General features: G+C 51.8%; 19 protein-coding genes and 2 tRNA genes. 12 read left to right on the plus strand and 9 right to left on the minus strand.

Annotated elements, in window-relative coordinates; all coding sequences use genetic code 11:
* Positions 1–18: 18 nt before the first annotated feature.
* The 4 genes from BL249_RS08205 to BL249_RS08220 all read right to left on the minus strand — a co-directional run bounded on the left by BL249_RS08205 (position 19) and on the right by BL249_RS08220 (position 3,516).
* Positions 19–762, minus strand: a complete 744-nt coding sequence (locus tag BL249_RS08205; protein ID WP_099707047.1) for a type 2 GTP cyclohydrolase I — start codon at positions 760–762, stop codon at positions 19–21.
* Complete coding sequence (gene phrB, locus BL249_RS08210; RefSeq protein ID WP_099707048.1) at positions 762–2,195, minus strand: deoxyribodipyrimidine photo-lyase; 1,434 nt, start codon at positions 2,193–2,195, stop codon at positions 762–764. Before phrB ends, BL249_RS08205 begins: the two co-directional genes overlap by 1 nt.
* 18 nt (positions 2,196–2,213) lie before the next feature.
* On the minus strand, positions 2,214–3,170 hold the full coding sequence (locus BL249_RS08215) for a YbgA family protein (RefSeq protein ID WP_099707049.1): 957 nt from the start codon (positions 3,168–3,170) through the stop codon (positions 2,214–2,216).
* Positions 3,171–3,309: 139 nt separating this feature from the next.
* Positions 3,310–3,516 (minus strand): DUF2517 family protein, encoded by a 207-nt coding sequence (locus tag BL249_RS08220; protein ID WP_099707050.1) that lies wholly within the window; start codon positions 3,514–3,516, stop codon positions 3,310–3,312.
* Between the two features lie 267 nt (positions 3,517–3,783).
* Here BL249_RS08220 and kdpE point away from each other — a divergent pair, with 267 nt between their 5' ends.
* The gene (gene kdpE / locus BL249_RS08225) at positions 3,784–4,476 is read left to right on the plus strand and encodes a two-component system response regulator KdpE (protein WP_099707051.1); all 693 of its coding nucleotides are present in this window, start codon (positions 3,784–3,786) and stop codon (positions 4,474–4,476) included.
* A gap of 95 nt (positions 4,477–4,571) precedes the next feature.
* On the opposite strand, the gene pgm is transcribed toward kdpE, so the two are convergent.
* A complete protein-coding gene (gene pgm / locus BL249_RS08230) occupies positions 4,572–6,212 on the minus strand; it encodes a phosphoglucomutase (alpha-D-glucose-1,6-bisphosphate-dependent) (RefSeq protein ID WP_099716813.1) in 1,641 nt (546 codons plus the stop codon).
* Positions 6,213–6,237: 25 nt separating this feature from the next.
* Positions 6,238–6,771 carry a replication initiation negative regulator SeqA gene (gene seqA, locus BL249_RS08235; protein ID WP_099707053.1) on the minus strand — a complete coding sequence of 178 codons (534 nt, stop codon included), beginning with the start codon at positions 6,769–6,771 and terminating at the stop codon, positions 6,238–6,240.
* A gap of 248 nt (positions 6,772–7,019) precedes the next feature.
* On the opposite strand from seqA, the gene BL249_RS08240 reads away from it, so the two are divergent.
* The 4 genes from BL249_RS08240 (at position 7,020) to fur (ending at position 9,661) form a co-directional block, all read left to right on the plus strand.
* Entirely contained in the window at positions 7,020–7,784 is a 765-nt protein-coding gene (locus tag BL249_RS08240; protein ID WP_099707129.1) for an alpha/beta fold hydrolase, read from the plus strand.
* A 119-nt stretch (positions 7,785–7,903) separates the two neighbouring features.
* A complete protein-coding gene (gene ybfE / locus BL249_RS08245; protein WP_099707054.1) occupies positions 7,904–8,185 on the plus strand; it encodes a LexA regulated protein in 282 nt (93 codons plus the stop codon).
* 137 nt (positions 8,186–8,322) lie between these two features.
* Positions 8,323–8,853: a flavodoxin FldA gene (gene fldA / locus BL249_RS08250; RefSeq protein ID WP_099707055.1), complete on the plus strand. Its 531-nt coding sequence runs from the start codon at positions 8,323–8,325 to the stop codon at positions 8,851–8,853.
* 364 nt (positions 8,854–9,217) lie between these two features.
* A complete protein-coding gene (fur, locus tag BL249_RS08255; protein WP_099707056.1) occupies positions 9,218–9,661 on the plus strand; it encodes a ferric iron uptake transcriptional regulator in 444 nt (147 codons plus the stop codon).
* A gap of 67 nt (positions 9,662–9,728) precedes the next feature.
* Here the strand turns inward: fur and glnS are convergent, their stop codons facing one another.
* Positions 9,729–11,396 (minus strand): glutamine--tRNA ligase, encoded by a 1,668-nt coding sequence (glnS, locus tag BL249_RS08260; RefSeq protein WP_099707057.1) that lies wholly within the window; start codon positions 11,394–11,396, stop codon positions 9,729–9,731.
* Between the two features lie 171 nt (positions 11,397–11,567).
* Positions 11,568–13,514 carry a PTS N-acetyl glucosamine transporter subunit IIABC gene (gene nagE / locus BL249_RS08265; protein WP_099707130.1) on the minus strand — a complete coding sequence of 649 codons (1,947 nt, stop codon included), beginning with the start codon at positions 13,512–13,514 and terminating at the stop codon, positions 11,568–11,570.
* 326 nt (positions 13,515–13,840) lie between these two features.
* On the opposite strand from nagE, the gene nagB reads away from it, so the two are divergent.
* The 5 genes from nagB to asnB all read left to right on the plus strand — a co-directional run bounded on the left by nagB (position 13,841) and on the right by asnB (position 19,766).
* On the plus strand, positions 13,841–14,641 hold the full coding sequence (nagB, locus tag BL249_RS08270; RefSeq protein WP_099707058.1) for a glucosamine-6-phosphate deaminase: 801 nt from the start codon (positions 13,841–13,843) through the stop codon (positions 14,639–14,641).
* Between the two features lie 62 nt (positions 14,642–14,703).
* Positions 14,704–15,864 (plus strand): N-acetylglucosamine-6-phosphate deacetylase, encoded by a 1,161-nt coding sequence (gene nagA, locus BL249_RS08275; RefSeq protein WP_099707059.1) that lies wholly within the window; start codon positions 14,704–14,706, stop codon positions 15,862–15,864.
* Positions 15,865–15,871: 7 nt separating this feature from the next.
* A complete protein-coding gene (gene nagC / locus BL249_RS08280; protein ID WP_099707060.1) occupies positions 15,872–17,101 on the plus strand; it encodes a DNA-binding transcriptional regulator NagC in 1,230 nt (409 codons plus the stop codon).
* Positions 17,102–17,103: 2 nt separating this feature from the next.
* Positions 17,104–17,856, plus strand: coding sequence for an HAD-IIA family hydrolase (locus tag BL249_RS08285; protein WP_099707061.1), 753 nt, complete (start codon positions 17,104–17,106; stop codon positions 17,854–17,856).
* Between the two features lie 239 nt (positions 17,857–18,095).
* Positions 18,096–19,766: an asparagine synthase B gene (gene asnB, locus BL249_RS08290; RefSeq protein ID WP_099707062.1), complete on the plus strand. Its 1,671-nt coding sequence runs from the start codon at positions 18,096–18,098 to the stop codon at positions 19,764–19,766.
* Positions 19,767–19,809: 43 nt separating this feature from the next.
* On the opposite strand, the gene BL249_RS19380 is transcribed toward asnB, so the two are convergent.
* Positions 19,810–19,932 (minus strand): hypothetical protein, encoded by a 123-nt coding sequence (locus tag BL249_RS19380; protein ID WP_256385450.1) that lies wholly within the window; start codon positions 19,930–19,932, stop codon positions 19,810–19,812.
* A gap of 38 nt (positions 19,933–19,970) precedes the next feature.
* On the opposite strand from BL249_RS19380, the gene BL249_RS08295 reads away from it, so the two are divergent.
* Together BL249_RS08295 and BL249_RS08300 are read left to right on the plus strand one after the other, a co-directional pair.
* A tRNA-Met gene (locus BL249_RS08295) sits at positions 19,971–20,047 on the plus strand.
* 4 nt (positions 20,048–20,051) lie between these two features.
* Positions 20,052–20,136, plus strand: a tRNA-Leu gene (locus BL249_RS08300).
* The last annotated feature ends 6 nt before the right edge of the window (positions 20,137–20,142 follow it).

Genomic DNA, 20,142 nt, shown 5'->3' on the forward strand with positions numbered 1-20,142 from the left:
CGTCAGCTACGCTGGCGGCTATGCCGGATTATCAATATCGATAAAAGTGACATCCAGCGCATACTGCTGAGCCAGCCATTCTCCCAGTGCGCGGATACCCGCGCGTTCTGTGGCATGATGCCCTGCTGCATAAAAATGCAGCCCGCACTCACGTGCGGTATGTATGGTTTTTTCTGATACTTCACCACTAATGAAAGCATCAACACCAAAGGCCGCGGCGTCATCGATAAATCCCTGACCACCGCCGCTGCACCATGCCACCCGGCGAATTTGCGCCGGCGCATGGTCACCACAATGGAGCGGTGTGCGGTTCAGCACCTCAGCAATGCGCTGCGAAAATGCCGCACCATCCAGCGGTGCAGCCAGTTCGCCCCATGGCACCAGCGGGGTAATTTCACCCCGGGTGGTTATGCCAAGCATATTGCCCAGCAGGGCGTTATTGCCTAACGCAGGATGGGCATCAAGCGGCAAATGCCAGGCAAAAAGATTCATGTCATGCGCCAGCAGGGTCTTTAATCGCTGCCGTTTCATGCCACCAATTACCGCCGGTTCTGATTTCCAGAAATAGCCATGGTGAACCAGCACCGCATCGGCCTGTAGACGCACCGCTTCATCCAGCAATGCCTGACAGGCAGTGACACCGGTTATCACACGTTGGATCTCCCTGCGTCCTTCAACCTGTAAACCGTTAGGGGCATAGTCCTGGAAGGCATCGCTATTGAGCTTGTGATTAATAATCCGTTCGAGTTCGCTATTGTCCATCACTCTTCCTGTTGATTCTTTGCCGCCTCAAAAGCAGCCAGCGTAAGTTTTCTTACCGCTTTATGTTCCACAATTGGTGACGGATATGCGAGTTTTTGCTGATTTTTTTTTGCCCACTCGTGGGGCTGATGGATAGCGTTATCCGGCACATCCTTCAGTTCAGGCAGCCAGCGACGAATAAAATCGCCGCTGGGGTCAAAACGTTCACCCTGAGTTGTCGGATTAAAAATACGAAAATACGGAGCAGCGTCAGTACCGGTTGAGGCAGCCCATTGCCAGCCACCGTTATTGGCTGCTAAATCGCCGTCTATCAGATGGTGCATAAAGTGGCGCTCACCTTCACGCCAGTCCAGCAGCAGGTCTTTTACCAGAAAACTGGCGCTAATCATGCGCAGGCGGTTATGCATCCAGCCCAGCGTTTTAAGCTGACGCATGGCGGCGTCAACAATCGGATAACCGGTCTGCCCGTCACGCCAGGCCTGCAGATAATGCGCGTTTTCCTGCCAGCGGATATGACGCGTCCAGCCAATGAAAGGCTGGTGTTTACATAAGTCTGGCCAGGCCACCAGCAGATGGCGATAAAACTCACGCCAGATAATTTCATTAAGCCAGATAAAAGCCCGTTCCCCCTCCAGCGCCCGGGGGGACTCTGCCAGCACCCGGTGCAGACACTGACGGGGAGAAAGCACGCCCAGTGTCAGATAGACCGACAGGCGGCTGGTCCCATCCTGCGCCGGTATATCACGCTGATCGGGATAGGCCGCCAGTGCCGTCTGGCAAAACTGACGCAGCCGCCGCAGAGCAGCTTGTTCACCGGCAGGAAACATGTTTTCATCATACGCCTGATCGGCATAGTCGAACGGCTGCAACCGCGGGATCTGTTGCAGGGGAGCGCCTGGCCGCGCGGCCGGCGCTTTCACGCAAGCAGGCAATTCCTGCTGTAATTTACTGACAACCGCCGTGGAAAATGGGGTAAACACTTTATACATTGACTGGCTGCTCGTCAGTATTGTCCCTGGCGCAAACAATACGCTGTCATCAAATCCCTGAACGTCAATACCAGCCTGATACAGCAGGCGCTCCGCCTGCACGTCCCGATCGCGTTCATTGATTTCGTACTGGTAATTGTAAAACAGTCGGTCAACGCAATGGGCCTGACAAAAAGCAGCGAGGGTAGTAACCGACGCAGTATAATCGACCGCATTTTCCTGATAAAGCGCAATGCCCTTTTCCGCCAGGCTGGCCTGCACATCCTGCAGACTATGCCAGAGAAACCGGGCTTGCATCGGCGCCATCCCATGTCGTCGCCACTGCCCCGGCGTCGCGATAAATAATGCAATAACCTTCGCCCCTTCGTCACGGCAAGCGGCGTGAAGTGCATAATTGTCATGTATTCTCAGATCGTTACGCAGCCACACCAGATGGGTTTTCATAAAGCTCCTTAGCGATAGTCAGTGACCATAACGCAGCCGTAAGGCTTCCGGATAAGGTTCAAAATAGCGCTGCTGCGCCAGCCAGCTATGGGGGTATTGCGCCATGTAGTGCCTGAGCAGTGCGATAGGCACTAACAGTGGCTGCCAGCCACGCCGGTAATGTTCGATCAGTGCCGCCAGTTCCTGGCGCTGCGCTGAATTCAGCTGGGGGCGAAAGTAGCCCTGAACATGCATCAGCACATTGGTATGATTACGACGGGTAGCCGGTTTTGCCAGTAAATCCATCAGGCGCTGACGATATTCCCCGGCAAAGTCTGCTAACGTACTCCAGCGATCGATTGCGGCAACGAAACGCCCCAGCTCGCGATAGGCCTGCTGATTATGTGCCAGTAGCGATAGCTTGTAGCGGCTATGAAATGCCATCAGCTTTCCGCGGCTCAGACCGCTGCGCCATAAACAATGAAATTCATGCAGGGTGTAGACGCGCTCGACAAAATTTTCCCGGATTGTCGCATCATTAAGCCGCCCTTCTTCCTCCACCGGTAGCCACGGCATAGCTCGCATCAGTTGGTCGGTAAACAGGCCACGACCGGCTTTACGATTATTATTACTATCAGGCTGATATACCCTGACCCGTTCCATGCCACAGCTGGGGGATTTTGCGCAGACGATATAGCCACAAAGATGGCCAAGGCTGGCAACTTTCTGTCGGGAAAATTGCTGCATCTGATGGCTCAATGACGCTCCGTCGCCGTTACTGAATCTCAGCGCCAGCTCGCCGTCAGGCTGTTCTACCAACCGCAGTGCCGGACGCGGTGTATCCAGGCCAATCGCCACTTCCGGGCAGACCGGCTCGAAGCGCACATAGGGGGCCAGTCGCTCTGTAGCAAATTCACAGCGCTTATGACCGCCATCAAACCTGACGTTTTTGCCGATCAGACAGGCGCTTATGCCGACAGGGATTTTTTCCGCCATAGTTGTACAACCCCAATAACTTTGTATAAGTTAGAGTGTAGCGCAAAACGGTGTACTGGCGGTAAAAATCTCTCTGAAAGGCGGCAAAAAAATCCCGCTATAAGCGGGATAGTAAGGAAACAGAAAGCGTGAGCACTGCTCAGTAATAATAGGCACCGGTTGATTCAGCCTGCGACAGCCAGACCGGTTTTTCGCTGGTTTTCGACCAGTAACGGTGCAGGTAACTGTAGCAACGTGTGCGCTGGCGACGGCGAAGCATCAGAGGAAATAGCAACACGCCAAGAGTCAGCGCCAGCAGGCGACGGAAAAAAATGTGAAGAGGTGAATAGGGATGATAAAGCGCCATATGTCCTCCTGTGATACATGGCTAAAACATGCAGCAAACCATACCATTTTTTGTATAAAAAAAATACTCATCCGACCAGTTCACCTAAGCAAATTGTGCGTTTTACCGTTTGCCGGCAAGCACGCGGCTTTCAGCCTAAGCGCAACATGCGCATAAACGTATCACAGGTCGCCTGCCGGCCTCGTCGACTGACGCCTTTATCAGCATAATCCGTTTTTTTTTGTTAAATTACTTCTCAGATACACTTTACGCTGACGCGGACCCGGCATGAACCAGAACCAGACCAGCATTCTGATTGTTGAAGATGAAAAAGAGATTCGGCGCTTTCTGCGCATCACACTTGAATCAGAATCACTGCGCGTCTTCGAAGCACAAACGCTGCAGCGCGGACTGATTGAAGCTGCCACCCGCAAACCCGATTTGGTGATCTTAGACCTTGGCCTGCCGGACGGTGACGGTAACCTGTTTATCAAAGATCTTCGCCAGTGGTCAGCGGTGCCGATCATCGTTTTGTCAGCCCGTGACGAAGAACAGGATAAAATTAACGCGCTGGATGGCGGAGCCAATGACTTTCTTAGCAAGCCTTTCGGTACCGGTGAACTGATGGCCAGAGTGCGGGTAGCACTGCGTCACAGAAATGGTGCCCAACCCGCTAACAGCAGTATCCTGCGCTTTGGTGATATCACGCTAAACATTGCTGAACGTCAGGTTATGCGGGGCGAAGAATTTCTTCATCTGACGCCAATTGAATTCCGCCTGCTGACCGCGTTAATGACACATCCGGGTAAGGTACTGACTCAGCGTCAGCTGCTCAATGAAGTCTGGGGACCCAATGCGGTTGAGCATACCCATTACCTGCGTATTTATATGGGGCATCTGCGGCAAAAGCTGGAAATCACCCCGGCGCAGCCACGTTATCTGCTCACCGAAACCGGGGTAGGTTACCGCTTTATGCCATAAAAAACCCCCTGTCAGCCTCAGGCTGACAGGGGGTCGCGTTACCAACAATGCCGCCATGCACTTGCGGCGATTTCTGAGCAAATATTATTCTGAAATCAGGCGTTTTTCAGCACTTCGCTGACAATTTCAACCGCTTCTTTTTCAATCAGCAAACGGTGCGCCTCGCCGAGAAAACTTTCACAATAGATTTTGTAAGCATCTTCCGTGCCGGAAGGACGGGCGGCGAACCATCCGTTTTTGGTCATCACTTTCAGACCGCCAATCGACGCACCATTACCCGGCGCAGCCGTCAGACGATCGGTAATGGCATCACCAGCCAGGGTGTCAGCGCTGACCATTTCTGGTGAAAGCTTTGACAGTGCCGCTTTTTGCGCAGACGTTGCAGCCGCCTGCAGACGGTTATAGCTCGGCGCACCAAAACGGGCAGCCAGTTCGTCATAATGTTGCTGGGGGTTTTTGCCGGTTACGGCCGTTATTTCTGCGGCCAGCAGGCAAAGAATAATGCCGTCTTTATCCGTCGACCAGGGAGTACCATCAAAACGCAGGAACGACGCGCCGGCACTCTCTTCGCCACCAAAACCAAAGCTACCGTCAAACAACCCATCAACAAACCATTTAAAGCCAACCGGGACTTCCACCAGTTTGCGGCCGATATCGTTCACTACCCGATCGATCATCGCACTGGATACCAGGGTCTTGCCGACAGCCACTTCTTTGCCCCACTGCGGTCGGTGCTGGAAAAGATAATTAATCGCCACCGCCAGGTAGTGATTAGGATTCATCAGGCCCGCCGGAGTAACAATACCATGGCGGTCATAATCGGGATCGTTACCGAAGGCAAGATCAAACTTATCCTTCAGCGCCAGCAGACCCGCCATGGCGCATTCCGATGAACAGTCCATGCGCACCGCGCCATCTTTGTCCAGATGCATAAAGCGGAAAGTCTGGTCAATGGCGTCGTTAACGATAGTCAGATTCAACTGGTAGTGTTCAGCAATACGCTGCCAGTAGGCCATGCCAGATCCCCCAAGGGGATCAACGCCAATGTTAAGTCCGGCTTTCTGAATAGCGGCAAAATCAATAACCTGAGCTAATCCCTCAACATAAGGCTGAATCAGATCCTGCTCAATAATATGACCGCTGGCCCAGGCTTCAGCGATGGACAGACGCTTAACTTCCCGTAAATTTCCGGCAATCAGCTGATTAGCGCGCTCTTCCACCACTTTAGTTACGTTGGTATCTGCCGGACCGCCATTAGGCGGATTGTATTTAATGCCCCCGTCATCGGGAGGATTATGAGACGGCGTGATCACAATGCCGTCAGCCTGGGCAGCTGTACGCTTATTGTGCTCAATAATGGCATTTGAAATCGCCGGCGTCGGGGTGTAGCCATTATCCTGCTGCACGATGACGTCAACACCATTGGCAGCCAGCACTTCCAGCACCGAAATAATCGCCGGTTCAGAAAGGGCATGGGTATCTTTTCCCACATAACACGGGCCGCTGATGCCGTTCTTTTTACGCTCTTCGGCAATCGCCTGGGCAATAGCCAGAATATGCATTTCATTGAAACTGTGGCGCGCTGCGCTGCCGCGATGGCCGGAGGTGCCAAATTTTACCGCATGCTCCGCATTGCCTGTTTCCGGCTTTAGCACGTAATACTGTGAGGTTAACTGTGCAACATTAATCAAATCGCTCTGCCGGGTCGGTTGACCGGCACGTGGGTGGTTAGCCATTGACACGACTCCCTGAGACGCTTTATTAAATGGTGCCGCAAACGCGCCCGGCCAGTTCTGCCGGTAGCTGCATCGTCAGCATAATATGTTCGACCATGCTGCGTTTACGACCTGTGTTGGTATTGGTAATAACCCAGTACGGCGTGCCGGGAACGGGTTTCGGCTTGGTATGGGTTCCATTCTGAAGCAACGTTTGCTCATCGCTGGCAAAATAGGTGCGAGTACGACCATGCAGCGATTCAGTAGCCGCTTTAAACGCACCAGGATCGAGCGCATAGAGTGTCGAGAGAATCAGCATAAAGCGGTTAACCGCTTTTTTCTGCTCAGCATAATCATCAGAAAGCAGCAGCTCACGCACGGCACGCACCCGATCCTGTGGACGATGAGCAACCTTGCCGGCCTGTTTGTTTGCCTGCTCCGGCGTGATTACGGGCGCACTGACGCCCTCCGCCGTGAATTTCAGCATGCGTCGTAAAATATCCGAGGCGCTTTCACCAATATGCTGAGTATGACTGGCAATATAGCGGTATAGATCTTCGTCGACTTCTATGGTTTTCATCTTTATCCAGTACGATTATTGCTTCGTTGAACAGCCGCCAGCGCTGGGGGACATAGTCTGTTCCAGCACAAGGCGATGCTAACGCGAGGATTATAAAGTTAAATCCGGTCAGGGTGTAGCGTCACAACGCTTTGCAGGCAAAAGTCAGATTATGCCGCAAAAATCGCTCAATAACCCGCCGCCCCGCCGCCGGTTCAGATGAAAAGCATGATAACCTATGCGCACACGTTAACTGTAAGAACTTTGCCATGAATTTGAATGTCCGCCTGCTAACTAACCAATCTGACGCGGCCCCGCGTCCGCTGCTGCTGATACACGGTTTATTTGGCAATCTTGATAATCTGGGTGTCCTGGCACGCGATTTACAACACCAACGTCAGATAGTGCTGGTTGATGTGCGCAATCATGGCCATTCTGCGTGCGCCGATGAGATGAGTTATCGCGCGATGGCCGGCGATCTCATCGATACCCTCGACCAGCTGCACATCGCAGAGGTTGACGTTATCGGCCATTCAATGGGCGGAAAAATAGCCATGGCGTTAACCGCCCTCGCCCCGCAACGCGTCGGCCAGCTGGCGGTACTGGACATTGCACCAGTGGCTTATCAGCAGCGCCATCATGATGCCATTTTTGCTGCACTACGCGCAGTGACTGAAGCAGGCATCACCAGCCGCAGCGACGCCAGTACACTGATGCGCGGCTTTGTTGAAGAAGAAGGCGTTATCCAGTTTCTGCTCAAATCGTTTGATCGCGGTCAGTGGCGTTTTAACGTCGATGCCTTATGGCGTAATTACCCGACCCTCATCGGCTGGCAGCCAGTGCCAGCCTGGCATGGCCCTGCCCTCTTTATTCGCGGCGATCGGTCGGCGTATCTGAGCGATGACTATCGTGACACGCTGCTATCGCAGTTTCCCGCAGCCCGGGCGCATGTCATAGCCGGTGCGGGTCACTGGCTGCATGCCGAAAAACCACAGGCGGTATTACGTGCGCTGCGGCGTTTTTTTGCGCTTTAAAAAACAACGATTTCCCGATTGTTCTCTCTCTGTAGCCTGGGGTATGATGGCGCGCTAATTTTTCTGCCTCAGGCGGCCAGTGCCGCTCTGGGGGATGACTTTCAGCCCTGAACAACGCAATGGCAAAAGAAAACACCGATCGCACAACAATCGATCTGTTTGCAGATGAGCGCCGTCCAGGACGGCCGAAAACCAACCCGCTGTCACGGGACGAACAGTTACGCATTAATAAGCGTAACCAGCTCAGACGCGACAAGGTGCGCGGTTTACGGCGCGTCGAACTGAAAATGACGGCGGACGCAGTTGACGCGCTTAATCAGCTGGCCGAAGCGCGACAAATCAGCCGTAGTGAGCTAATTGAAGAAATGCTCATTACCCAACTGACTGACAACCGTAAATAATCGCTCACAGAAGGCACAAAGCGACAAAACGGATGGCATTACAGATTTATCCCCCTGGCCTGCTCTGCTATTATTGGCGTTAACTAACGTATCCCGGCAGTCACCGTATCATTGAGTATCAAGAGGTTATCTGACACATGGCAATCGTAGGCATTTTCTTTGGCAGCGATACAGGCAATACTGAAAACATTGCAAAAATGATCCAAAAGCAACTGGGCAAAGAGGTAGCTGAGGTTCACGATATCGCTAAAAGCAGCAAAGAAGACCTGGAAGCCTTTGATATTCTGCTGCTGGGTATTCCCACCTGGTACTACGGTGAAGCGCAGTGTGACTGGGATGATTTCTTCCCGACGCTGGAAGAAATCGATTTTACCGGTAAACTGGTGGCGCTGTTTGGCTGCGGCGATCAGGAAGATTACGCAGAATATTTTTGCGATGCGATGGGAACCATTCGTGACATTATCGAGCCTAATGGGGCGGTAATTGTTGGTCACTGGCCTGTTGCCGGTTACCATTTTGAAGCCTCCAAAGGGCTGGCGGATGACGATCATTTCCTTGGTCTGGCTATTGATGAAGACCGCCAGCCAGAATTAACCAACCAGCGTGTTGATAAGTGGGTTAAACAGCTGTACGAAGAGTTACAGCTACAGGCGATCATTGAGGCCTGATCGGCCCTGGCGACGGATGTGAGATCGCTCTCACATCACGTCATTGAATTTTCCTATAGAAGTAATAGCTACATATTTGTAACTTTCATCTGCATAACTGTAAAATACCCGTACTGGAAAAAAGTGTTCTCAGCGCCCGTTATTATCCCGGTCACGCATGATGAGGCAGCGAAATGTCAAACCAGCATGATCCGAGGCAGCGTAAAAGCACAGCGAAAAAACCTTACACTCCTTAGAGGAATCGCCCCCGGTCATTTTCATTTCAACGCATCAGTTCTATAATGAGACGCAATTTCGTTCGGCAGGACACATGATACAATTTACAGCCCTAAAATGAACTGAAAAGTAACAGGACAATATCCGCATGACTGACAACAACATCGCATTAAAAAAGGCCGGCCTGAAGGTCACGCTTCCCCGTCTGAAAATTCTGGAAGTGCTTCAGGAACCTGAGTCCCATCACGTCAGTGCGGAAGACCTGTATAAGCGTCTGATTGACATGGGTGAAGAGATTGGCCTGGCAACGGTTTACCGCGTTCTCAATCAGTTTGATGATGCAGGCATCGTCACCCGTCATAACTTTGAGGGTGGAAAATCTGTTTTTGAGTTGACGCAACAGCACCACCACGATCACCTCATCTGCCTTGACTGCGGTAAAGTGATCGAGTTCAGCGATGAGTCCATTGAAGCCCGTCAGCGCGAAATTGCCACGCGCCACGGCATCAAACTGACCAATCACAGCCTTTATCTGTATGGACATTGTGCAGAAGGCGATTGCCGTGAAGATGAGACCCTGCACGATCAATAATCCTGGCATCGCCCGATAAAAAAACCGGCAGCCGCCGGTTTTTTTATTACAAGCCAGTCGGGTGAGATTATTCGCCGGATTTTCCCCAGGTATCACGCAGCCCGACCGTACGGTTAAACACCAGATTTCCGGCACTTGAGTAAACGCTATCGGCACAAAAATAGCCTTCGCGCTCAAACTGCCAGGGTGATAAGGCTGCAGCATGCCTGAGACTCGCTTCCACATAGCCGTGACGAATAACCAGTGATTCCGGATTAATGGTGGTAAGGAAATCCTCGGCGGCATTTGGGTTCGCCACGCTGAACAAACGGTCGTAAAGACGGAATTGCGCCGGGATACCGTGATCAACCGACACCCAGTGGATCACGCCTTTAACCTTGCGGCCATCGGCTGGATCTTTGCCCATAGTATCGAGATCGGCGGTACAGAACAGGCAGGTAATATTACCGGCATCATCTTTAGCCACCCGCTCGGCTCGAATAACATAAGCATTGCGCAAGCGCACCTCTTTGCCCAGCACCAGCCGTTTATATTGCTTATTGGCTTCTTCACGAAAATCTGCCCTGTCAATCCAGATTTCGCGACTGAAAGGAACATCACGATGTCCCATTTCCGGACGGTTCGGATGATTAGCCATGATGACGTTTTCGTCATGCCCCGCCGGCAGATTTTCAATCACCACTTTAACCGGATCAAGCACCGCCATTGCACGCGGTGCATTTTCGTTCAGGTCTTCGCGAATGCAGGCTTCCAGTGAAGCCATTTCCACAATATTGTCCTGTCTGGTTACGCCAATACGACGGCAAAACTCACGGATAGCGGCGGCAGTATAACCGCGACGACGCAAGCCAGAAACGGTCAGCATACGCGGATCGTCCCAGCCTTCGACAATCTTACTGGTCACCAGCTGAGTCAGCTTACGTTTGGACATCACTGTGTATTCCAGATTAAGACGGGAAAACTCGTACTGGCGTGGGTGAACCGGAATAGTAATATTATCCAGCACCCAGTCATACAGCCGGCGGTTATCCTGAAATTCCAGCGTACACAGAGAATGCGTAATGCCTTCCAGCGCATCGGAAATGCAGTGGGTAAAATCGTACATCGGGTAAATGCACCATTTATTCCCGGTCTGATGATGCTCAGCAAACTTAATGCGATACAAAACCGGGTCGCGCAGGACAATGAAATTTGACGCCATATCAATTTTGGCACGCAGACACGCTTGCCCTTCGGCAAAACCCCCGGCGCGCATTTTTTCAAACAGCGCCAGATTTTCTTCCACGCTGCGATCGCGATACGGGCTGTTTTTTCCTGGCGTTTTCAGCGTTCCGCGATACTCGCGGATTTCATCCGCTGTCAGTTCATCAACGTACGCCAGACCTTTATTTATCAGTTCTAAGGCATAGTGATACAGCTGGTCGAAATAGTCTGAGGAGTAGTGCACTTCACCACTCCACGTAAAGCCCAGCCACTGGACATCGCGCTTGATGGACTCGACAAACTCCATGTCTTCTTTAATCGGGTTGGTATCATCAAAACGCAAATTACACTGGCCCTGGTAATCCTGTGCAATACCAAAGTTCAGGCAAATAGATTTAGCATGGCCAATATGCAGGTAACCATTTGGCTCCGGAGGAAAACGGGTATGAACGCTGGTGTGTTTTCCGCTGGCCAGATCTTCGTCAATAATCTGGCGAATAAAATTGGTTGGCCGGGCTTCAGCCTCACTCATTACAATGTCCTCAATACGTACTCATTTATATGATACTTGTTGTCATCGCCTATGATCCACGAAGCGCCAGCGGGAAACAACCGTTTGTTAAATCACAGACAAAAAAACAGGGGTGAGAAAACTCTCACCCCTGCGACTAACGGAACAGGCAACCTGCTGGCGTCAACGACCTTAGCGGTTAACCTGATACAGGCGGGTTTCACCCGCAACGACGCTACCCTCGGCCAAATGGCTCAGACCGGCATAATCATCACTGTTGCTGATCACCACCGGACTGATCATTGAACGCGCATTGGCATTAAGGAATTCCAGGTCTAATTGCAGAACCGGTTGCCCGGCCGTCACCCTGGCGCCTTCTTCAACCAGACGGCTGAATCCTTTACCCTCCAGCCCGACAGTATCCAGACCGATGTGCACCACCACTTCAACACCTTTGTCAGTCTCCAGACAGAACGCGTGATTAGTATTAAAGATTTTCACAATGGTACCCGCTGCCGGCGCAACCACCGTATTGCCGGTAGGTTTAATCGCCAGGCCATCACCAACCGCTTTACTGGCAAAAGCCTCATCAGGCACCTGTTCCAGCGCAACGATCTCACCGCTCACCGGGGCAACCAGCGTTGCGATAATATCCTGGCTGGCTTTCGGTACCGCCTGAGGCTGAACAGTCGCGGTAGCCGGGGCGGCTGCACTGGCCGCGCTCGCAGCAATCGGCCCTTTGGCTATCAGCGTTTTCATTTCTTCAGCAATCGATTCTGCACGCGCGCCAACAATCACCTGTACGGTTTTCTTGTTAAGTTTAACCACGCCGGACGCGCCAAGACGTTTACATTCCGCGTCATTCACCTGTGCCGAATCACTCACGGCCAGGCGCAAACGGGTAATGCAGGCATCAATACCGGTGATATTACTGCTACCACCAACCGCCGAGATATACTGACGGGACAGAACAGACAAGCCCTCTTCTGTATTGCTGTTAGCATCCGCTGCCGGTTCCGGCGCCGCTTCTTCACGACCCGGTGTTTTCAGATTCATAGCGCGAATAACTACGCTGAACACAACGAAGTAAATCACAAAGGCCACGGCACCCATCACCAGCAGCAGCCAGACGTTTTTACTGGCAGCCGGCAGATGGTACATCAGCGCATAGTCGATTGCGCCAGCAGAAAAAGAGAAACCGGCATGAATGCCCAGCGAGGTTGCAATGTACAGACTGATGCCGGTCAGAATGGCATGCAGTAAGTAGAGTACAGGGGCGAGGAACATGAACAGAAATTCCAGCGGCTCGGTCACCCCGGTAAGAAACGCGGTCAGCGCAACGGAAAACAGCAGACCACCAACCATGGGACGGCGTGCTTTTGGCGAAGCAAAATACATCGCCAGCGCTGCGCCCGGCAAACCGAACATCATAATCGGGAAGAAACCGGACATGAACATACCGGCCGTGGTATCCCCGGCATAGAAACGGTTGATATCACCGTGGAACAGGCTACCGGCTGCGTTGGTGTAATCGCCAATCTGGAACCAGGCAATTGTATTGAGCACCTGATGCAAACCCGTCGGTATTAACAGACGGTTAACAAAACCAAAAATACCGGCACCAAGCGCACCTTCAGAGACAATCCATTCACCGCCTGCATGAATCGCATTCTGCACCGGTGGCCAGACATAGCCGAAAATAGCCGCCAGAATCAGACAGAAAAAGCCCGTGGCGATCGGCACAAAACGTTTACCACCGAAGAAGCTAAGAAAATCCGGTAAGCGAATATTATACCAGCGGTTATAAGTTGCTCCGGCTACCAATCCGGTCAGAATACCGGCCAGTACGCCCATATTCACCGCAGGGTTGATGGTAACCATTGCTTTGGTCATGATGAAATAGCCGACAGCACCGGCCAGGGCTGCCGGACCAGCATTATCTTTTGACCAGGTTGAAGCGACACCAATAGCAAAGATCAGCGCCAGGTTATCGAATATTGCCCCACCAGCCTGGGCAATAAACGCCATATTGAGTAAGTCCGGTTGTCCGAATCGCAGCAACAGTGCCGCAACAGGCAGCACGGCGATCGGCAACTGCAACGACCGCCCCAGCCTTTGAAAGAAGCCTAATATATTCACCTTTTTCCCCTTTTTAACCTGTGAAGGTGCCCAGCACCGCATGCTTTTTTCCTGTCCTTTTTAACAGGCAGGTTTATGTCATTCCACACCACTGAACGGAGTGTAAGAAAAAATTAATTCGCCCCGCAAATTAAAACCCTTCTAATGTGACAAAAATCACCATAAATCGCATTTCAGACACGTAGGTGTTGGCTTGCATAGCAAACTTATTTTATTATTAAAAATATCATGACGGATTTTTCCCTCGTATTGCTGCATTATCACAGGTTACGCTTAGCAGATAATCCGTCTGCCCTTAATCATAATCGCTACTTTTGAGGTGTACCATGCGACTCATTCCTTTATCTACTACCAGCCAGGTCGGTAAGTGGGCGGCACGTCATATTGTCAACCGTATTAACGCGTTTCAACCCAGCGCCGAACGCCCTTTTGTACTTGGCTTACCGACTGGCGGCACACCGCTGGAAGCCTATAAACACCTTATAGAGATGCATAAAGCAGGCCAGGTTAGCTTCAGGCATGTGGTTACCTTCAATATGGATGAATACGTTGGCCTGCCGAAAGAGCATCCGGAAAGCTATCACAGCTTCATGTACCGCAATTTTTTCGATCATGTCGATATTCAGCCGCAAAATATTAACCTGTTAAACGGTAACGCGGATGACATTGACGCGGAATGCCGCCAGTATGAAGAAAAAATTCGTTCATATGGCAAAATTCACCTGTTTATGGGGGGCGTGGGTAACGATGGCCACATTGCATTCAACGAACCGGCATCCTCACTCTCTTCACGTACCCGTATCAAAACCCTGACGCATGACACCCGGGTGGCCAATTCGCGTTTTTTTAATGGTGACGTTGAACAGGTGCCTAAATATGCCTTAACCGTCGGCGTTGGCACGCTGCTGGATGCCGAAGAAGTGATGATCCTGGTTACCGGACACCTTAAAGCGCAGGCCCTTCAGGCTGCGGTAGAAGGCAACGTCAACCACATGTGGACCATCAGCTGTCTGCAGCTTCACGCCAAAGCGGTAGTAGTCTGTGACGAAGCCGCCACCATGGAACTGAAGATGAAAACCGTCAAATATTTCCGCGAAATGGAAGCGGAAAATATGAAAGGACTGTAACAACTTAACGGGTCAATACGGCAAGTCACGCTACTGACTTGCACCCAACAGGGAGATGACTGATGTACGCACTGATTAACGGCCGTATTTATACCGGTCACGAAGTTCTCGACAACCATGCCATCGTAATTGCCGATGGTCGGATTGAACGCCTATGCCCGGTTGAAGCACTGCCGAAAAATATCGCCACAACAGATGTGCACGGTGCGCACATTGCTCCCGGTTTTATTGACCTGCAGCTCAATGGTTGCGGTGGCGTACAGTTTAATGATGATATTGACGCACTCAGCGTTGCCACCCTGAAAACCATGCAGCAGGCTAACCAGCGTTCCGGCTGTACCAGCTTTCTGCCTACACTGATCACCAGCAGCGACGCGCTAATGAAACGTGCTGTAGAAGCCCAGCGGGCATTTCTGGCGCAAAATAAGTTTCAGGCGCTGGGGCTCCACCTGGAAGGCCCGTGGCTTAATCCGCTAAAAAAAGGTACGCATAATCCGCAGCTGATCCGCCAGCCCAGCGCGGAACTGGTTGATTTTCTTTGTCAGAATGCCGATGTCATCAGCAAAATCACCCTTGCCCCGGAGCAAGTGACACCGGATGTAACCCATCGTCTTCGCGAAGCGGGCATTATTATCTCTGCCGGTCACTCACATGCCTCTTACGATGAGGCCCGCCGCGGCTTTGATGCTGGCATCTCTTTTGCCACCCACCTGTATAATGCCATGCCCACCATTACCGGCCGCGAGCCGGGCCTGATCGGTGCCTTGTTTGATACACCCGATGTTTACTGCGGCATTATCGCCGACGGCCTGCATGTTCATTACGCCAACATCCGCAATGCCAAACGCATTAAGGGTGACCGGCTGGTTCTGGTGACCGATGCCACGGCTCCGGCGGGAATGCGGGCCGATGCTGCAATTGACCAGTTCATTTTTGCTGGCAAAACAATATACTATCGTGACGGGCTATGCGTTGATGAAAATGGTACCCTCAGTGGTTCTTCACTGACGATGATCGAAGCGATACGAAATGTCGTCGAACATGCGGGTATTGCGCTGGATGAAGCAATCAGAATGGCAACGTTATACCCGGCAAAAGCAATCGGTGTGGATCGCCTGCTGGGCAGTATCGCAACAGGAAAGGTTGCCAACCTCACGGTATTCACAGGTGATTATCAGATTATCCAGACCTACGTTAATGGCGACGAGGTTTTAAGCGAGTAAATACGCAATGACCAACGGCGGGCAGGCTCAGATAGGAAATGTCGATCTCGTTAAACAACTTAACAGTGCGGCCGTATACCGGATTATCGACCAGCAGGGACCGATTTCCCGCATTCAGATCGCCGAACAAAGCCAGCTGGCCCCCGCCAGCGTCACCAAAATCACCCGCCAGCTGATTGAGCGCGGCCTGATCCGGGAAGTGGATCAACAAGCCTCTACCGGCGGACGCCGTGCCATCTCAATTATTACTGAAACCCGTCCGTTTCATACCATTGCCGTCCGTCTTGGCCGGGAAGATGCCACTCTGTCACTGTTTGAGCTGAGCGGAAAACTGATCGCCGAACAGCATTATAATTTGCCTGAGCGCACGCAGGAGACGCTGGAACACGCCTTATTTAATACCCTTGACGATTTTATGCATCAGCAACAGCGTAAGCTGCGTGAACTGATTGCCATTGCCGTCATTCTGCCAGGGCTGGTGGATCCGGCGAACGGCGTGATCCGCTATATGCCGCACATTCAGGTCAACCAATGGCCGCTGGTGGCAAATCTGGAAAAACGTTTTAACGTGACCAGTTTCGTCGGTCATGACATCCGCAGCCTGGCGCTGGCCGAGCACTACTTTGGTGCATCCCGCGACTGTGCAGACTCCATTCTGGTGCGTGTACACCGCGGAACCGGCGCCGGTATCATCACTAACGGACAAATATTTCTTGGCAGTAACGGCAACGTAGGTGAAATTGGCCATATACAGGTTGATCCCTTAGGAGAACGCTGTCATTGCGGTAACTTCGGCTGCCTTGAAACCATTGCCGCCAACAGCGCAATTGAACAGCGGGTCCGCACCCTGATTCAACGCGGGCATTCCACATCGCTGAGTCTGGACAATTGCGATATCTCCGCCATCTGTAAAGCCGCTAATCGGGGTGACATGCTGGCAATGGAGGTGATTGAACACGTTGGCCGCCATCTGGGCAAAGCCATTGCGATTGCCATTAACCTGTTTAATCCCCAGAAGGTCATCATTGCCGGTGAAATCACCGACGCTAACCGGGTGCTGTTACCGGCCATTGAAGGTTGTATTAACACTCAGGTGTTAAAAGCATTCCGTAAAAATCTGCCGGTGGTGCGTTCAGAAATCAATCACAATTCTGCCATCGGCGCGTTCGCCCTGGCAAAACGTGCAATGCTGAATGGCATTCTGTTACAGCGCTTGCTGGAAGAGGCAAATGCATAAATATGACGATTAAAAACGTAATTTGTGACATTGACGGCGTGCTGATGCATGACAATAGTGCCGTTCCCGGTGCGGCAGAGTTTCTGCACGCAGTCAGGGCGAAGAACATGCCGCTGGTCGTGCTGACCAATTACCCGTCACAAACAGCCGGAGACCTGGCCAATCGTTTTGCTTCTGCCGGCATTGAACTGCCAGAGAGCGCCTTTTTCACTTCGGCCATGGCTACGGCCGACTTTTTGCGTCGTCAGGAAGGAAAAAAAGCCTATGTGGTAGGCGAAGGCGCGCTGATCCATGAACTGTATAAAGCCGGCTTTACTATTACCGACATTAATCCCGACTTTGTCATCGTCGGTGAAACACGCTCATATAACTGGGATATGATGCATAAAGCGGCCTTTTTTGTTGCCAACGGCGCACGTTTTATTGCCACTAATCCTGATACCCACGCCCGCGGTTTTGTCCCCGGTTGTGGTGCACTTTGCGCCGGTATCGAGAAAATATCCGGCAAACAACCTTTTTACGTCGGCAAACCCAGCCCGTGGATTATTCGCGCCGCGTTAAATAAAATGCAGGCCCACTCCGAAGAGACAGTGATTATTGGTGATAACCTGCGTACCGACATTCTGGCAGGTTTTCAGGCCGGATTGCATACCGTGCTGGTGTTGTCCGGTGTCTCCACCCTGAATGATATCGATGCCATGCCTTTTCGCCCGGACTGGATTTATCCTTCGGTGGCCGATATCGATATTTTCTGACTCTGCCCAGCGTTGCAACGGCGATATTTTGTTCGATTTTACCCCAACATTATAGAATCTCTAATTTTCACCCTTAATTATTGCAGAATCATCAAACATTAAGGCCAGTCAACTGACTATTTCACAGCAGAATGTGAAATCGCTTGCATACCCTTCCCCATTATCGCATTTTCTTATCTATGTACTGGCCACCAACCGGGTGGCAAAAGCGATTCAGCGATATCCTCAGGAGTGAAGTTATGTGTTCAATTTTTGGCGTACTGGATCTGAAAACCGATCCTGTTGAATTACGTAAGAAGGCGTTAGAGCTATCGCGTCTGATGCGCCATCGCGGTCCGGACTGGTCGGGTGTTTATGCCGACGATAACGCTATTCTTGCCCATGAACGTCTGTCTATCGTCGACGTCAACAACGGTGCTCAACCGCTGTATAACGCTGACCACACTCACGTGCTGGCGGTTAACGGTGAAATTTATAATCATCAGGCACTGCGGGCGGCGCTGAGCGATCGCTATGCCTTCCAGACCGGTTCTGACTGCGAAGTGATCCTTGCTCTGTATCAGGAAAAAGGCTGTGATTTCCTCGACGAACTTCAGGGCATGTTTGCTTTTATCCTGTGGGACAGCGTCAAACAGCAATATCTGATTGGCCGCGATCACATTGGCATCATCCCTCTTTATATGGGCAACGATGAACACGGTAACTTTTTCGTTGCCTCTGAAATGAAAGCGCTGGTGCCGGTCTGTCGCACCATCAGCGAGTTTCCTCCAGGAAGTTATCTCGCCAGCAGCGACGGTGAAATCCGCCGTTACTGGCAACGTGACTGGATGGACTATGCCAGCGTTGAACATAATGTCACCGATAAAACGGCGCTGAAAAATGCGCTGGAAGAGTCGGTGAAAAGTCACCTGATGTCGGACGTGCCTTATGGGGTATTGCTCTCCGGCGGCCTGGACTCCTCAATAATCTCGGCTATCACTAAAAAATATGCTGCCAGACGAATTGAAGACCAGGACAAAAGCGATGCCTGGTGGCCACAACTGCACTCTTTCGCCGTCGGTCTGGAAGGGTCACCGGACCTGAAAGCCGCGCAGACCGTGGCCAGCCATCTTGGTACGGTGCATCACGAAATCCACTTCACCGTTCAGGAAGGCCTTGATGCAGTTCGCGATGTGATTTATCACATTGAAACCTATGACGTGACCACCATCCGCGCCTCAACGCCGATGTATCTGATGTCGCGCAAGATCAAAGCAATGGGCATCAAAATGGTCCTGTCCGGTGAAGGTGCAGACGAAGTATTCGGCGGTTACCTGTACTTCCACAAAGCGCCAAATGCCAAAGAATTTCACGAGGAAAACGTGCGTAAGCTACTGGCGCTGCATATGTTTGACTGTGCCCGCGCCAATAAAGCGATGTCGGCCTGGGGGGTGGAAGCACGGGTACCATTCCTCGATAAAAAATTCCTTGATGTCGCCATGAGCATTAATCCGGCAGATAAAATGTGCGGCAGCAACGGCAAAATGGAAAAACACATTCTGCGTGAATGTTTTGCTTCTTATCTGCCGGAAAGCGTTGCCTGGCGCCAGAAAGAGCAATTCTCCGATGGCGTGGGTTACAGCTGGATAGACTCATTAAAAGAGATGGCCGCCCGGCAGATCAGCGACCAACAGCTGGCAACCGCGTACTACCGCTTCCCTTACAATACGCCAACCTCTAAGGAAGCTTACCTCTATCGTGAGATTTTTTCTGAGCTGTTCCCCGTAGCCAGCGCGGCAGAATGCGTACCGGGAGGACCTTCAGTCGCCTGCTCTTCAGCAAAAGCGATTGAGTGGGATGAAGCCTTCAAAAATATGAACGACCCCTCAGGCCGCGCGGTCGGCGTTCATCAGTCAGCCTATCAGGCGTAACAACCCCGTCTGGCGGACCCCTTTTGCGGGGTCCGTTATTTTTTTACGTCACCGACAAGGTTAAATCGTTGCTTTTATCGCCAGGCTGTTCATTACCCATGCAAACAGCCGTTAACCGGCTAAAATCGGCAAAAAATGTGTTGACGCTAAAAGGCTCAATACGCATAATGCGCCCCGCAACGCCGATCAAGAAAGTATATCGATGGCTACGTAGCTCAGCTGGTTAGAGCACAGCACTCATAATGCTGGGGTCACAGGTTCGATTCCCGTCGTAGCCACCATTTTGCGGGAGTGGCGAAATTGGTAGACGCACCAGATTTAGGTTCTGGCGCCGCAAGGTGTGCGAGTTCAAGTCTCGCCTCCCGCACCATTTCCG

The sequence above is a fragment of the Erwinia sp. OLFS4 genome (assembly GCF_002752165.1).
In the GTDB taxonomy this organism is placed as follows: domain Bacteria; phylum Pseudomonadota; class Gammaproteobacteria; order Enterobacterales; family Enterobacteriaceae; genus Izhakiella.